Origin of the sequence: Dyadobacter sp. SG02 (assembly GCF_900109045.1) — a bacterium.
GTDB lineage: Bacteria > Bacteroidota > Bacteroidia > Cytophagales > Spirosomataceae > Dyadobacter.
Genome location: NZ_FNYL01000012.1, coordinates 246561 through 262411, shown reverse-complemented (window position 1 = coordinate 262411; position 15851 = coordinate 246561). Strand labels below are relative to the sequence as shown.

The window sequence follows — 15851 nt, the reverse complement described above, 5'->3', positions numbered from 1 at the left end:
GGTGGTTTAGCAAACTTATCACGGCAACTTGAACGCCATCACAGACCCCGACGGGTTTTCCTTCGTTCCTCCCACGGATAATGCCACGTACTGCTTACCGCCGCTCATGTAGGTGCAGGCGGTGGCGTTGGCGATGCCCGGGAGGGTGGTTTGCCAGATAAGCTTGCCGGTTTTTTTGTCGAATGCGCGGAGTTTGCGGTCCTGTGTGCCGCTGATGAAAACGAGGCCGCCAGCGGTCACGATCGGGCCGGCGGAACCTTCCTGACCGGTTTCCGGTGCGCCGTTTTCCTGACGTTTTTCGTCGTTGCCGAGCGTTACCTGCCATTCGTAGTCGCCGGTACTGAGGTTGATCGCATTGAGCGTTCCCCATGGCGGGCGCAATGCCGGGTTGCCCTGTGGATCACGGAAATGGCCGTATGCGGTAAGGTTCAGGTACTTGTCGGCGCCTTTTTGGGTTTGTCCGGTCTCCTGTTTGGTCACTTTGGCGGAATTTTGCGGGCGGTCGAAAAGGAATGCGATCATACCCTTTTCTTTGCCTTTGATGGCCGAGGCGAATGCGGGCATTTTTCCGCCGCCTTTTTTGATCTTGTCAAGGGCTGCTTCGCGTGTCATGCGGTTGCGTAGGCCGATCAGCGAAGGATAGTTCGGTTCATCGCCGTTTTTGTCCTTGCCATGGCAGGCCACGCAGTAGGTCATATACAATGTCTTTCCCTGGTCGTAAACGGTCTGGTCTTTGGCCTCCTGCTCAACATCGACTTTCTTCATCGACTGGATTTCGGGGGAATCGTTGGATTTGACAAAAAGTACCGTGGAAGCCGGGTCGTAAGCGGCGCCTCCCCATTCCGCGCCGCCGCGCGTGCCCGGAAGCATCAGGGTACCTCTCAAATCGGGTGGGGTGAACAGCCCTTCGTACCGCATCGAGCGGAATTTTTTCACGAGCGAATCGTGCCCGGCGTCGGTATAATGCGTCAGATCCGCCTCGGTCATCCATTGCCTGGCGAAAGGTTTGGGTTTGAGCGGAAACGGCTGGGTAGGCGACGCGTATTCGCCGGGGATATTCGAGGCCGGCACTTTCCGCTCCTCGATCGGGAACAGCGGCTCGCCGGTTTCACGGTGAAAAACAAATACAAATCCGTGCTTTGTCACCTGGGCCACGGCGTCGATCTGTTTCCCGTCACGGTTGACGGTCACCAGGTTGGGCGGTGCGGGCAGGTCGTAGTCCCAAAGATCGTGGTGGACGAGCTGGTAATGCCAGATGTATTTGCCTGTTGCCGCGTCCAGTGCTACCACGCTGTTCCCATACAGGTTATCTCCCTTCCGGTCGGCGCCGTAAAAGTCGTAGGATGGCGATCCTAATGCCAGAAACACAATGCCGCGGCGGGTATCGAGGCTCATCCCGGCCCAGTCGTTTACGCCGCCCGCGTATTTGTAGGCGTCTTTCGGCCAGCTTTCGTAGCCGGGCTCGCCAGGTAGGGGTATGGTGTGAAATGTCCATTCCAATTTGCCCGTTTTGCAATTGTAAGCGCGGATATAGCCGGGCTGGGCGCCGTATAGTTCGGAAACCTCGGCACCCATGATGAGCAGGTCCTTGAATACAATGCCCGGTGAGGTAGGGATCACAGAAATGGTTTCCGGATCATCGCGCAGGCCTGCATTCATACTAACCCTTCCGTTTTTTCCGAACGACTGCACCGGTTTCCCCGTGCGCGCGTCGAGCGCGAAGAGGTTATCACCACCGGTGAAAAGGATACGTTTGTCTGTGCCGTTTTCCCAATAAGTTACCCCACGGCTTACACCACCGCCTTCCGCCCCGTCGAAAGGATCGAATGTCCAGAGCTGCTCGCCGGTTTCGGCATTGATGGCATAGGCCCAATGTTTGGCCGAGGTGGTGTACATCACGCCGTCGACGATAATCGGGTTGCATTCGCTACTGCCGCCACGGCTGCCTTCTTTCATATCCTTGTAGGAATGAGTCCAGGCGGGTTGTAGTTGATTTACATTCGAAACATTGATCTGGTCGAGGCGCGAGTAGCTGGTACTTTCGGCATCGGCCTTGTAAATACTCCATGAACGGTCGTCGGCCTCGCGGGTCTGGTAGGCAACGAGCCCCAGAAAGGCCGCGACGACGGGGATCAGGACGGTTTTCTTTTGAAAAGGTGGTTTTTGAAATTTGTTAATTCCAATCATAAAAAGTTGAGGTTCAGCTTCTCGAATAAGGGGTTAGGGATCGTTGCGCAGCACTGCCGCGAATGCCTGATAAAGTAACCAAACGGGTTATTTTACTACTTTACGGACGTAATCGACCAGGTTGCGGCTGCCTGGCGACGGGTCGATACCTGCGGGTAGTTTTCTGAGCAACCAGGTAGTGGTCCAGCTGAATGAAGCGCCGGGTTTCAGCATTTGCCAGGCGCCCTGATGTTCTATTTCAACGTATCCCGGATTGTCTGCGGTCGGTTCGCTGGCAAATAGCTCTACCTCGCCTTCTTTGGGGGCTGTTTGCTCCGGCGCGATGTCCGGAAACTTTTTGATCAGGATCCGATCGCCATTCAACTGGGCCATCCAGCCTTCCGCACCGTCGGCATAAATCTGCCGGTCGCCTTTTACAGGTAATTTTTCTTTTTGATATACATACCAGAAAATACCGTCGCTAACCGAAGTGGAACTCAGCAAACCGCCCCGGGCGTTGTCTTTTCCTTTTGGAAAAAATGCGGTACCTCCCGTGTGTACGCGGGTCACTTCCCAGGGCGCGACGCGTTGTTCACGATCCGACTCATTGATGACGGTGAATTTCAGGTTGAAAGACTGGCTTTCAGCATTACCGGAAATTTCCTTGACCACCACAAGACCCGTCTTGCGATCTTTCAAACTGGTGAGCACAACCGCATTATCCTGTATTTTGGCCTGATACGGCATATTATCGATTTCCGAAGAGGGCGGCCAGTTCCAGTCGCTCTGCGGGCTCAGCCAGAATGTCGAACCCCAGTTGAAATCGTTCACGGTGCTATCGGTCAGAAAGTCCTGGCCGTCCAGCAGCAGGGAGGTAATCCGCGCACCTTTCGCCGGGTCTATTTTCAGGACTTGCCCATTCAGGGTTATGGAGTACCGGCCATTGGCCGTTTCCGGTGCCACACGTTTTTGTCCAAAGGATGGCAGACATGCCATGAAGCATGAGCATGTCGCCATTAAGCGGATATAGAATGTCGTTATCACCCGTCAATTCCAGTCGTTGGCAATATCCGCGGCCAAAGCCTGGTTGGAGTTCCTTTCGGCGATCGGAATGGGAAACAGCACGTGCTTATCGAGGAACGGCTCCTGACCGGGTCCTGCCGGGTGTTCGCTGTTGAGCGTTTCCTTGGCAATACCCCAGCGAACGAGATCGAACCAGCGCGACTGCTCACCGGCCAGCTCGATCCGGCGTTCGCGGCGCAGTGCGGTGCGCGCGTCGGCCTGGCTGAGCGACGACGGGTAGTTTTTAGCCATCACACTTGGGCGGTTACGTACCTGGTTGATGTACGAAATGCCTTTGGCGATGTCGGGAGAGGCTTTTTCGATATGGCTTTCCGCGAGCATGAGCAGGACGTCCGCGTAGCGCATGACATGCGTGTTGATGCCGCTCATCGGGGCTTCGGTATATTTCTGAAACTCGTACGGCTCGTACTTACGGTAGCGGTTGCTGTAAAAATCGAATGGGAACGGAATGGCCCCTGCGGCGCAATGGTCGCAGTATTCGGTGTCGCCTCCGTTGGCTTTGCTGCCATAGAAGGTCAGCGCGGCCCGTGGGTCGATGTAACCCGCTGCGTTGGTTGCCGGGTCGTTGTATTTATGGGCGGCTACGAGCGCATTGGAAATGGTCACGTTTTCCCAGTCATTGAAGCCATATTCCTGCGCACGGCCGGTATGGAATGTCTTGCCATCTTCCCCTTCCCAGCCGCCGAACATATAGTACTGGGTATTGGAAGTGGTATAGGTATGGTTCACGGCAAAAAGCACCTCAGGCGTATTGATATTGTCTTCCCCGAACAAATGATCGTAGCTGGGGTCTAATGCATAGGTAAACGGGGCGGCGGTGAGCTTGGTGAGCTCGGTAATGGCCTGGTCGTATTTCTTCTGGAACAAATAAGTACGGCCCAGAAAACCGATGGCGGCACCTTTGGTGGCACGGCCTTTCTGATCGGCCGGGTACTCTACCGGCAGGTCGGGAACGGCGAGGCTGAATTCGCTTTCTACCACTTTCCAAAGCTCTTCCACGGAAGCACGCGGACTGGAATTCGTTTTGGAATCGTCATAACTCATTTTCAATGGCACGCGGCCCCAGTTGGTTACCAGGTGGAAATATGCGAAACCGCGCAGCCAGTGCGCTTCGGCAATGTACTGTTTTTTTAAAGTCTCTTCCGAGGCGTCCACCGGCTGCCAGGTTTCCATTACTTTCAATGCCAGGTTGGCCCGGAAAACCATCCGGTAGAGCGACGACCACAAGCCGACGATATCTTCATTGTTATTGGTAAAACTGTAATCGGTCAATTGCAGCTCGGTACCTACCAGGGCGCTCGAACGCTCGGCTTCATTCGCCAGCAGATCGAAGATGAAGTACCATTCCCGGGACATCATTCCCATGTGACTGAACACCGTGTAGGTCGCGATGATGGCCTCGTTGAACTGCGTTTTGGTTTTGAAATAGGTTTCATCGGTGTAGGTATTCTCGTTCTTGACGTCGAGCAGGCTGTCGCTGCAAGCGGTGAGAAGCATTGCCGTACACAGAAATAGCTTTATCCTTTTCATGTCTTTCTGTTTAGAGAAGCTTAAATTTTTTGTCTAGAACCCGAGTTGCAGACCGAGCATGAACGTCCGCGGCTGTGGTACCTGGCCGGTATCGATGCCCCTTCCGAAAATGAAGCTGCCGCTGCCCGTCACCTCGGGATCGTAGCCCGAATAATTGGTAAATGTGAACAGGTTCTGCGCGGTGAGGTATACACGGAGGCTGGAAATGACATTACCTGTCGATGGCTTGATCTTCGCGCCCGGTACCGTGTACCCGAGCGTCACGTTACGTACACGTGCGTAGGCGCCATTTTCGACGTACCAGGAGGAATTGCGGAGGTTGGCGGCGGTACCGTAGTTCTGTCCGGCCCGCGCGATATCCGTAACGTCGCCCGGCTTCTGCCAGCGGTTCAGTACGGTGGTTTTGGTATTGAATGGCAGGGCTACGCCTTCCAGGTAGTATTTGGTACCATTGATAATGTCGATACCCGCAACGCCCTGCAAGGTCGCCATGAAATCGAAATTCTTGTAGTTGAGGTTCACGTCCACGCCGTAGGTCAGTTTCGGAATGGGGCTGCCGAGGAAGGTCTGGTCGGTGAGGGTAACCTGCCCGTCGCCATCGATATCCTGGAAAATACGGTCTCCCGGAAGCAAGCCCGCCTGGTATACGGCGTTCGGATCGCCCGATTTCTGCCGCGCCAACGCATTGTATTTTTCGATATCCGCATTGTCGATCGCGACATGGTCGTATTTGTACCCGTAAAAAGCGCCGATCGGATGGCCCACTTCCGTGCGCGACATGGCTGGAACGGAGTAGAATGCGCCTGCAATGATAGGTACGGCGCCTTGCGTGCCCAGCGAGGTAACCTGGTTTTTATTGTAAGCTCCATTTACATTGATGCTGTACCGAAGGTCCTTGTTGGTACCGTTGTAGCCCAATGTCAGTTCAAACCCTTTGTTGAATGCGGACGCCGCGTTGATCAGCTGGCTGGCCGACGCGCCGCTTACGCCCCCGTAGCCGGTAGACAATGCAACCGGGACTTCTACGAGCAGGTCTTTGTTCTTGCGATTGTAATAGCCTGCGCTCACCGTGAAGTGGTTGTGAAAGAATGAGGCATCGAGGCCGACGTCGATGGTCGAAGTTTCTTCCCATTTCAGGTTGGGCGTCGAAGGTATTGTGACCGTCGCGCCGTTGACGAGCGTTTCATTGGGCCCGAGCGGGTACACCACGCTGTTGCCGGAGCCGGTCCATACGGTCGACTGGTAGGAGAAGCCCGCAATATTGGAGTTACCCGTCTTACCCCAGCTGGTCCGCAGTTTCAGGTCGGAAATGAAGGGGATATTCTTCATGAATGCTTCGTCCGAAATGCGCCATCCCAAACCAGCGGAGGGGAAGTAACCTACCCGATTATCCTTACTGAATAGTGAAGTGGCGTCGCGGCGTCCCGTCAGCGTGAGAATGTATTTTTCTTTGAAATTATAATTCACACGGGCGAAGTAGGAGATAAAGCGGGAGTTGGAATTGGCCGCACCTGAACTGAAATTTACCGTCTTGGCTACACCGATCTGATGAATTTCAGTATTGGCAAAATTGCTTCCGACCAGGTTCACGGATCTCGACAGATAGCCGTCGCGGTAGGAATTACCGGCCGTGAGGGTCAGTCCGTGGTCTTTGAATTGTTTGTTGTAGGTAAAATAATTTTCAAGAATGTAACTCAGGTTATACCCGTAACCCTCCGATATCTGGCTTTGTGTCACGAGCTGGTTACCGGCATAAGTGGGGTTATAGGAGTAGTTTTGGTTAAAATTATAAGTTCCCCCGAACTGCGTGCGGAACCGGAGGCCTTCGATGATGTCGAGTTCGCCGTACAATTGCAGGTAGTTATTCAGGTTGCGGTTCTTGGTGTCGTAGAGGTTTGGAATAATCAGCGGGTTTTGGGAGTCGTTGCCATCCTTCGCGCTGGTGGCGATGCCGTAGCCGCCGAGCAGGTTGGTAGGGTCGTAAACCGAAATGTAGGGCGGCATGCGAAGGCCGTTCAGGATATTGGCCGTGTTGCCGTCCGATACCTGGTAGCGGATATTGAGCTGCTGGCCCAGCTTAATGCGTTTGCCGATAAACTCTTCCAGATTGAAGCGGAAGTTGGCCCGGGTGAAATTGAGGTCCACCACCTGGCTCTCCTGTTTGGTATAACCGGTTGAAAAACTGTAAGTGACATGCTCGGTGCCGCCGCCGATATTGATGTGGTGCTCGGTCATCTTGGCGGTGCGGAACATCTCCTTTTGCCAGTCGGTCTTCGTGATATTGGCCTCCGGTGTGGCAAGGCGGGGTGGGAGGGGCTGGCCGTAATTGGTATACCATTCCTTCACGAGATCGGTGTATTGCTGGGCATTGAGCATATCGAACTGTTTCCACGGCTTCGAAATGCCGACGTAGCCGTTGTAGGTGACGCGGGGCTTACCGGTTTTGGGCAATCGCGTTGTTACCACTACGACACCATTCGCGCCTTGCGCCCCGTAAATGGCCACGGAGGAAGCGTCTTTCAGTACGCTGATATATTCGATGTCGTACGGGCTCAGCGAATTGAACATCGTGGCGTCGCTCTGAATGCCGTCGATGACGTAAAGCGGGGCGGCGCTGGTGAACGAGCCCGTGCCGCGCACGACAATCTGCGCACCCGCGCCGGGTACGCCGCTGTTATTGACCACCTGCACGCCGGCGATTTTGCCTTGCAGGAGCTGCGAAGTATTGCTCACACCCACATCCCCGAAGTTTTTCCGGCTCAGCACGCCTACGGACCCGACCAGATCCTTCCGCGACTGTTCGCCATAACCCACTACCACGAGCTCATCCAATGCATTCACGTTTTCGGTCATCACAACGTCCAGGGTGGTGCGGTTACCGACCACGACCTCCTGGCTCGCAAAGCCTACAAAGCTGAAAATCAATGCGGAGCTGGCATCGTCGACAGTTACCTGATAATTCCCGGAGGCGTCGGTGGTGACGCCCCGGTTGGTACCTTTCACTACAATGCTCACGCCGGGGAGGCCGTCGCCCTTGGCGTCGAGTACCCGGCCTTTAACCGGAATAGCGGCGATCCGGACGTCCGCTGCCGCGACGCGTACCTCCACGGGAGCGGGCGTGCCGGGCACAGGAAAGTCGTTCGTGAGTTCGGTGGTCTGCGATTGTTCGGAAGCCGCCTTTTTAGCCTGTTTTTTGATAATGAGGTAGGTGCCCTTTCTCGACTTCCTGAATTCCAGGTTGTTGGGGTTCAGCAGCGATTCAAGTCTCTTTTCAAATTTCACATTCCCCGTTTCGGGTGTCACGACGATCGAAATACCCTGGACGGTCGATTCTTCGAACACGATGTTGACCTGATACCTTTTACCGAGTTCGAGGAGTGCTTCTTTGAGCTTTTGGGTTTCAGGCCCGGCCTGGCGTTCCGCGTGGTGCCGCACGGGCTGCACAAATGCGACGTTCTGTGCAATTGCCCCACGGCCCACCAGCAGCGCGATCAGTACCAGCCCTGGTTTGGTAAGTAATTGTTTGGACATATTGATTAAGGTTTAGGAATAGCCAGTTCGATGTGATCCTCTTTCTGGATGACTTCTATTTGCATGAGTTCGGACAAAATCTGCAATAGGTCATCCACCTGATCGGCCTTGTAAATGCCGCCGATCCTCCGTTGCGCCAGTAACGTGTCGGGTATACGCACCTGCGTTCCGAACTGCTCCCCGATTTGCTGCGCCACGTCGGAAAGCAGTGTATTGTTGAAATAAAAAGTCTGCTCTTTCCAGGCTGTGTACGGGCGGGTATCGGTGGGGACGGTCATCTTATAGGAGCCGTTTTGACCGGAGACAAATACATTGCCCGGTTTCATATAAATCTGCCTGCCTTCGGGTAGCCCCAGCTTGACCTTCCCTTCTTTCAGGAATACTCTTTTGCCGCGCGCCCGCGAGAATGCGACGAACTCGGTGCCGAGCACTTCGATCTGGTACCGGTCGCTCATTTTCACGACGAAGCGGTCGTGGTTGCGGGTGTGCGTCACCTTGAACTCCGCCTCTCCGTCCAGGAAAACTTCGCGTTCATTATGCAGGAATCCAAAACGGGGTACCAAAAGTGTGGAGTTTGCATTCAAAAGGACTTCGGTGCCTTCACTGAGGCGGTAGGTTATCCTTTTACCCGGACCCGCGTCCAGAGATTTGTAAAGGATTTGTTTCTGAAATGCGAGTCCGGCAGCGACTAACGCGACCGCTGCGGCGGCCAGAAACCAGCGCCGTGCCCTGAATGGCCTTTCCGGCTCCGGTTCTATGTTGTGTAACTCTGTTTCGTCCGCACCCGCCATCACCGAGCGGAAGTGTTCAAGGGCGATTTCTTTGTTGGGGCCAAATTGGGGATGTTCGCTCTCCCATTGGTCGAGGTAGCGGTAGAAGAGTTCCTGGTTAGATTCTTCCGCGAGCCATTCTTCGATCATTTTCCGTTGGATGGACGTTGTTTTCCCTTCAAAAAAATCGAATAGCAGTAACTGGATAACAGATTCCTTCATGGTGTGGATTAGCAGAAAAAGAGCATAATGAACAAGACCCAATGCGCGGACAATTCCTTTCGCAGGCGGCTGAGCGCCCGGCTGACGAGTGCTTCCACCGCCTTGGCGCTGATCTTCATTTCCTGTGCTATTTCGTCGTATTTCTTTCCCTCGACGCGCTTCAAAAGGTAGGCGCGGCGGCATTGCGCAGGCAATTCGCGGACAATAAGCTCGATTTTCTGATGGAGTTCGGAATATTGCAACACCTCGTGTGGGCTCGGACTTTCCGACGGATGGACCGGCTCATCGGCAGAATGCTGGAAGCGGACCTGCCATTTGAGGTAATTGTAGGCACGGTGACGGACCGATTTATAAAGATACGCCCGGTAGGAAGTGTTAATGTGCCGGAAAGTCTGGTTTTGCCAGAATGCGGTAAAAATCTCGGAAACAATGTCCTCCGCTACTTCCCTGGAATGGACAAAGCGGATGGTATGGTTGCACAGATTCACATAATACCGCCGGAAAAGCAGCTCGCAAGCCTTATCCGGCGCTTCGGCAAATTGCCTGCGCAGCAGCCATTCGTCGTCGGGAACGATCGCTTCCGACCTGACGCGGTCATGGTTTTCCGGTTGTTGGCCGGGAAAATCTTCTTCCAGTGGGTTGAGCGGAAAAGCAGTCATTAGTCGGATGTCAAAAGGCTGGCTTTAAATTACCTCCACCAGACAATTAAAGACTACTTTTCCCTATGTTGCGAATAAAAAAATTATAAATCTTTATTGAGCAGAATATAATAGCACGAAAAGCGCTAATTGCGAAATATCGAAAAAGTAGCGGCAGGCTGCTGTTAATGGCAGCAACTGCCCGCATCGCCTTTGAAATCCTCATATTTATCGTGGTGGCGCATCCAGTCCATGATCCCGTCTTCATTTCTGCCTTTGGGTGTTAGGTCCAGGTAATTGTGCGTGCCGATAAGGATGTCGCCGCCGCGGGAATAGCTGGAATAAGTGTGGAAAATGTTACCTGTACGGTCTTTGTAGAACACGCTGGTACCCGGCGATTCGGTGCCTTCGTCGTGTTTCGAATACTCGAAATTGTAATAGATCGTGCCGTTTTTGAGTTGCTCGTTGGTGAACGATACGTGGTAATCGTAGTTGAAATCGCTGCCATAGGACGACACCCAGTTGAATTTCCAGCCCATGCGCTTTTTAAATGTAAGAAGCTTTTCCAACGGCGCACGCGACACGACGACCACCGAAACGTCGTGATGCTGCAAATGGAGATTGGCGCCGTCGATATGGTCGGCGAGAAAGGAACAGCCCGGGCAACCTTCTTCCCATTCCGGGGCGAACATGAAATGGTAAACGATAAGCTGGCTTTTGCCATAGAAAAGGTCTGGTAACGAGCGTTTTCCTTCGGTACTGTCGAAAATGTAGGATTTATCGACCTTCACCCAGGGCAATTCCCGGCGCTGGCGGCTGAGCTCGTCGTTGAGGCGCGTGAGTTCCTTTTCCTTTTTGAGCAGATCTTTTCGCGCTCTGGTCCATTCTTCCTGCGATACGACGCGATGCGTTGCGAGGCTTTCCTCCAAGCGGTCGGCCATGGTGTCCAATTGCTTTTCCATTGGTTTCTGGATTTAGTTTCATACAAAACTCACAAATTAATCACGCAAACAGCGCGTGTAAAAACGTCTATTTCAGGGGGTGTTTGAGACAAACGCGCTTCTGGTATGATTCTTTTTCAACATTGAGCTCATAACTGAAAACATTCAACAACTAAAACATACTTTATTATGAAAGCTATAAAATTGAATATCATTGCATTAACCCTGGTCGGTAGTGCCACATTAGGGGCCGCCGCCTTTGCGCAGACGACTACACCGGCCACCACGCCTTCGAGCACGCAGCCTGCTACCGTCCCAAGTACCACGCAGCCGTCGACTACGCCAAGCACGACACAACCGTCGACCTACCCAGGCAATACGACACAGCCTAAAACCGTTCCGGGCGCCATCGTGCAACCGTCCGACCTGCCAGGCGCCGCAAGGCCCGGCAGCACCGTGACGCAGCCATCGCCGACGACCGTTCCGAGCACCACTACCCCGAGTTCAACGACGCAGCCATCGACCGTGCCATCCAGCACCGTCCCAAGCAGCGCGACTACGCCATCGACCGTTCCCGCAACCCCGACCGATCCGAATGCCGTGCCACGCACCACCACTCCGGGCAACCTGCAACAAGGTACAAACCCGAGTAACAGCAATGTGCCGAAAACCAGCATTCCGGGTGCAACCACGCAGCCTGCACAGGTGCCGCAAAGCACAACGATCCCGTCTTCGACCGTGCCGGGTAGCACTACGACACCGGGTAAAATTCCGTGAGGAGATGGTGAGCGGAGAAAGGAGTGGTAAGAGTTGGGCGTAGTTTGTCAGTACGTCGGGTGTAGGTTGGTCTCCGACCGGCATTGCATGGTGTTGCGGTCAGAGACCGCGTGTCGCTCGGACGTAGTCTGAGACTACGCCCAACTTTTACTACGCCTAACTTTTGCTCCGCCTAACTTTTACTATGCGCGACTTATACCTTTAAGCTAGTTTAATCAATAAACTGACAAATCTATCATGCCAAGTATAACCAATCTTGATGAAACAGGACGGCTGGAACCGGGAGTGGTTTTGGCGGTGTCGGGGGCGGAGTCGGAGAATGATGCGATACTTGCAATCGAAAATTACCTGCGGGTGAACCTTAAGGAACATTTAGAACTGGCTGTGCCGGAGAAATGCGAGAATGGTATTTATGAAGTCCGGCTGGAATAGCGTTGTTCTTTCTCCTGGCCCATTGCTTCGAATTCCGCGGTCGGGTTGAACCAGTTGTTGCCGGTGATGTCGGCGATGGCCACTACTTTGCCATGTTGTATTTCCACCAATACCTTCGAGCTTTTCAGTTGGTCCCAGTTATCGACCCTGCAAATTTGCATGCACCTGAAGAGGAACCTGCCCAGGAACGGTGGATCGGCCGATTCGCCGCCATTCATGCCCGACAGTAAGACGTCGTGCCCGCCAAATATGTATTTCACTCCTTTCAGGTTCAACTCCAGTTCGGCCGTAACATATAATCGTCGGTGAGTATATATATGTACCGCCTTGATTGTTCCGATTTCCATCATGAATTCCATTGATGTAGGATCTAACCGGCACCAAAAGTGTGCCGATGTATCCGGTTTCGCAATTTAATAACGTTGGTTGGCGGTATTGAACCTTATGAACGGCAATATATACGTTTTGAATTAAAAATGTAGTATTAGTATTACGAAAAGTTTAGAATTTAACTGGTTTTTTTAAAATAGGTTGTAGAAAAATTCTTCACAATGTTACCGGATGAGCTTACTATATACCTTTTCAATGAAGTATTTGTAAAAGTTTAAGTGAACATAAGGGTATGAAAATGAGCTGGTAGCATCTTTAGAGCAGAAGTTGTATCACCAATCGTTTTCCTGAACCATTATGAAAACACTGCTGCTTGCCTTCCTGTTGATCCATCGACCAATTTCTTCGCACGTCCCATTAAACGTCGCGTGCTTTGTTCACGCATCCGAAAACGCGCAGGCAAAGCAGCCCGCCACCTACCTGTTTCCCGTATTCGTGAAAGGGACGGTCCATTTCAGGAATGGTACCCAACGCGAAGCGCTTGTGAACTACCATTTCCAGCGTGGCCAGATGCAGTTTCTCAACCCGCAGGCGGATACACTGCTTTTTACGGGTAAATATCTGATTGATTACGTTTCGATCGGGGAGCGCCGGTTTATGCTTACCGAGGCTCACTCGGATATGGAGGTGATCGGAAGCCCCGGGCGCGTGCTGCTGGCCGCACGGACGCAGCCTGAACCTGCGGGCAATAGCCTCAGCCATTCGGGTCAGCACTTTTCGGCGTCGGAAGGAAATTCAGCGCATGCATTGATGGTGAGCAACCACAACGGAAATTTCCAATGGGAAAATAATGCTTCCGGGAACCGTTGGAAGGTGAAAACGACCTATTTTCTGATTGATCAGAACCGGGTCGTGCACCCCGCGTCGCGTCGCGCGTTCCTGCGGGTGTATGGGCGCAACAGGCGCCAGCTCGCGCGCTACATGCGTGAGAACCGTATCGATTTCGGCAATGCCGACGATCTGCAAAGACTACTCGGGTTTTGCGATGTGCTTACCTCCCTGTAACTGAAACCCGCCATTTGAACATTTGGAAGGAAAACGGAAAAGAATTGTCCGCAATTGGTTAAGTTAGCGTATTGGTAATGATATACTTACAATTTACAACACGCTATGAAAACACCTTTCCTGCTCCTCTTTATGTTGCTCGCCGGACGGGCATTTGCCCAGGAACCCGCTGCGGATTTCTCCACTTCCGACATAGCCGTGCTCGAAAGCCGGAGTGCCGGATTGCGGTTGAATGCGCCGGGCCTGCGCGTGATGGCTTCCAACAACTTCGACGTGAAGTACTATCGTTGCGAATGGGAGGTTGATCCTGCGGTGAACAATATCAAAGGCATTGTGACGCCCCATTTTGTGATGAGTACCGCGGGGAACAGCATTACCCTCGACCTGTCCAGCGCATTGACGGTGTCGTCGGTGCAGCAACATGGCAGCAATTTGGCTTTCACGCATGCCGCTGACGCACTGACGATTACATTGCAAGCTCCGCTCGGGGCAGGAACAAAAGATTCCGTTACGATCAACTATCAGGGAGCGCCCCCGCCGACTTTCGGTGCTTTCGTCGTGACCACGCACGGGCCATCCGCGACGCCGGTACTGTGGACATTAAGCGAACCGTACGGAAGCCGCGACTGGTGGCCCTGCAAAAACGGCCTCGACGATAAGGCCGATTCACTGGATATATACATTACGCATCCCGCAGCCTACAAGGCCGCTTCAAACGGATTGCTGAAAAGTGAAACAGCGGTAGCGGGCGCAAAAACCCGTACGCACTGGAAGCACCGTTACGCGATTGCGAGCTATCTGGTGGCTATTGCTGTTACTAACTATAATGTGCTGGATAATAGCGTGATGATAGGTGCTACCAACGTACCGTTCAAAACTTATTGCTACCCGGAGAGCCAGTTCACTTTTCAAAATGGCGTGCAGAATACGCTCAATGCGATGGTGCAGTTCAGTAACCTTTTTGGCGATTACCCGTTCAAGAACGAGAAATATGGCCATGTGCAATTTGGCTGGGGTGGTGGGATGGAGCACCAGACGTGTTCATTCATGGTCAATATGGGTGAAACACTCATTGCGCATGAACTCGGACATCAGTGGTTTGGTGATAAAATTACCTGCGGGAGCTGGCAGGATATCTGGTTGAACGAGGGCTTCGCTACGCATCTCGCGAGCATTTACTCGGAGGCCAAATATCCGGCGAATACCAAAATCACCCGTACCAACGAAATCAATAATATCACCTCGCTACCCGGCGGCTCCGTCTGGGTGGATAATGTGAATGATGTGAACCGGATTTTCAGCAGCCGTCTGAGTTACTACAAAGGCTCGCATTTGCTCTATATGCTGCGCTGGATATTGGGTGACGCCACTTTTTTTACGGCGATCAATAACTACATCAACGACCCCGCATTAGCCTATGGGTATGCGACCACGGCCAATCTGAAAACACATTTGGAAGCGGCCAGCGGGAAGGATCTGACCTATTTTTTCAATCAATGGTTTACCGGCCAGGGGTACCCGTCGTACCAGGTCGAATGGTACCCGGCGGGTAATTCGGTACAGGTGAAGCTGAGCCAGACGCAATCGCATGCGTCGGTGAGTTTCTTCCAGCTGCCTGTGCCGTTGCTTTTCCGCAATGCGGGTACCAATCAGGAGAAGCTGGTGGTACTCAACAACACTTTGAATGGACAGGTTTTCATGGATAACCTCGGCTTTGAAGCCACCGAAGTAATTTTCGACCCGGACGTCTGGCTGATCACTCGGAACAATACGCTGACCAAAGCTTCCGGTCCGCTGCCGGTGGTTTTCAGCAAATTTGGCGTAGAATGCAGTGGTAATAGTGCACGACTCAGCTGGGCAACCACGGAAGAAGTAAATGCGGATTATTTTGAAATACTTGCCAGCAACGATGCCCGCCATTGGGATTCGAAAGGTATTGTGCCTGCGGTGGGTAATTCGAATGTTGAAAATAATTATTCTTTTCAAATCGAAAATGCATTAAACCAAAGTTATTACCGCATTAAAGAATATGACTTGGATGGAAAATCGCAGGAAACACGGATTGTAGTTGCTGAATGTGGGGCTGCAATGAAAGATATTGTAATGGCGCCCAATCCGGTTCAATCTGTTTTGCGGATCAAAAATTCGACGGGTGGAAAGAGATTCAAACCGGTTTCCGTCAACCATATTTCAGGTCAGGTGTATTGGTTAAATGATAATCAAATAGCCGATTCCAGTTCTGAACTGTCAGTCGATGTCTCATTTTTACCTGGCGGACTATATATTTTAGCATTTCAGATAGAAAACGGACAACTTTTAAAATATGTTAAATTTTTAAAAGAATAGCCTTAATCTCCACAAAACCC

General features: G+C 52.6%; 12 protein-coding genes. 4 read left to right on the top strand and 8 right to left on the bottom strand.

The window, feature by feature from the left end; translation table 11 throughout:
- Window positions 1-18 precede the first annotated feature (18 nt).
- From BMW93_RS25945 to BMW93_RS25915, 7 genes are all read right to left on the bottom strand, one after another.
- On the bottom strand, window positions 19-2187 hold the full coding sequence (locus BMW93_RS25945; RefSeq protein WP_090383232.1) for a PQQ-binding-like beta-propeller repeat protein: 2169 nt from the start codon (window positions 2185-2187) through the stop codon (window positions 19-21).
- A gap of 87 nt (window positions 2188-2274) precedes the next feature.
- Complete coding sequence (locus BMW93_RS25940) at window positions 2275-3129, bottom strand: DUF4380 domain-containing protein (RefSeq protein ID WP_177194197.1); 855 nt, start codon at window positions 3127-3129, stop codon at window positions 2275-2277.
- A gap of 84 nt (window positions 3130-3213) precedes the next feature.
- Window positions 3214-4779, bottom strand: coding sequence for a RagB/SusD family nutrient uptake outer membrane protein (locus tag BMW93_RS25935; RefSeq protein WP_090383227.1), 1566 nt, complete (start codon window positions 4777-4779; stop codon window positions 3214-3216).
- A 33-nt stretch (window positions 4780-4812) separates the two neighbouring features.
- Window positions 4813-8310 (bottom strand): TonB-dependent receptor, encoded by a 3498-nt coding sequence (locus BMW93_RS25930; protein ID WP_090383224.1) that lies wholly within the window; start codon window positions 8308-8310, stop codon window positions 4813-4815.
- A 5-nt stretch (window positions 8311-8315) separates the two neighbouring features.
- A complete protein-coding gene (locus BMW93_RS25925) occupies window positions 8316-9302 on the bottom strand; it encodes a FecR family protein (RefSeq protein ID WP_090383222.1) in 987 nt (328 codons plus the stop codon).
- Window positions 9303-9310: 8 nt separating this feature from the next.
- On the bottom strand, window positions 9311-9961 hold the full coding sequence (locus BMW93_RS25920; protein WP_090383219.1) for an RNA polymerase sigma-70 factor: 651 nt from the start codon (window positions 9959-9961) through the stop codon (window positions 9311-9313).
- 164 nt (window positions 9962-10125) lie between these two features.
- On the bottom strand, window positions 10126-10902 hold the full coding sequence (locus tag BMW93_RS25915; RefSeq protein ID WP_090383215.1) for a thioredoxin family protein: 777 nt from the start codon (window positions 10900-10902) through the stop codon (window positions 10126-10128).
- A gap of 168 nt (window positions 10903-11070) precedes the next feature.
- On the opposite strand from BMW93_RS25915, the gene BMW93_RS35575 reads away from it, so the two are divergent.
- Both BMW93_RS35575 and BMW93_RS25905 read left to right on the top strand, forming a co-directional pair.
- Window positions 11071-11658 carry a hypothetical protein gene (locus BMW93_RS35575; RefSeq protein WP_177194196.1) on the top strand — a complete coding sequence of 196 codons (588 nt, stop codon included), beginning with the start codon at window positions 11071-11073 and terminating at the stop codon, window positions 11656-11658.
- A gap of 237 nt (window positions 11659-11895) precedes the next feature.
- Window positions 11896-12090, top strand: a complete 195-nt coding sequence (locus tag BMW93_RS25905) for a hypothetical protein (protein ID WP_090383211.1) — start codon at window positions 11896-11898, stop codon at window positions 12088-12090.
- Here the strand turns inward: BMW93_RS25905 and BMW93_RS25900 are convergent.
- Window positions 12069-12350 carry a hypothetical protein gene (locus BMW93_RS25900; protein WP_229240816.1) on the bottom strand — a complete coding sequence of 94 codons (282 nt, stop codon included), beginning with the start codon at window positions 12348-12350 and terminating at the stop codon, window positions 12069-12071. The two genes, BMW93_RS25905 and BMW93_RS25900, sit on opposite strands and share 22 nt — an antisense overlap.
- Window positions 12351-12777: 427 nt before the next feature.
- On the opposite strand from BMW93_RS25900, the gene BMW93_RS25895 reads away from it, so the two are divergent.
- Both BMW93_RS25895 and BMW93_RS25890 read left to right on the top strand, forming a co-directional pair.
- Complete coding sequence (locus tag BMW93_RS25895) at window positions 12778-13485, top strand: hypothetical protein (protein WP_229240814.1); 708 nt, start codon at window positions 12778-12780, stop codon at window positions 13483-13485.
- Between the two features lie 105 nt (window positions 13486-13590).
- Window positions 13591-15831, top strand: coding sequence for a M1 family aminopeptidase (locus BMW93_RS25890; protein ID WP_090383207.1), 2241 nt, complete (start codon window positions 13591-13593; stop codon window positions 15829-15831).
- Window positions 15832-15851: the final 20 nt, after the last annotated feature.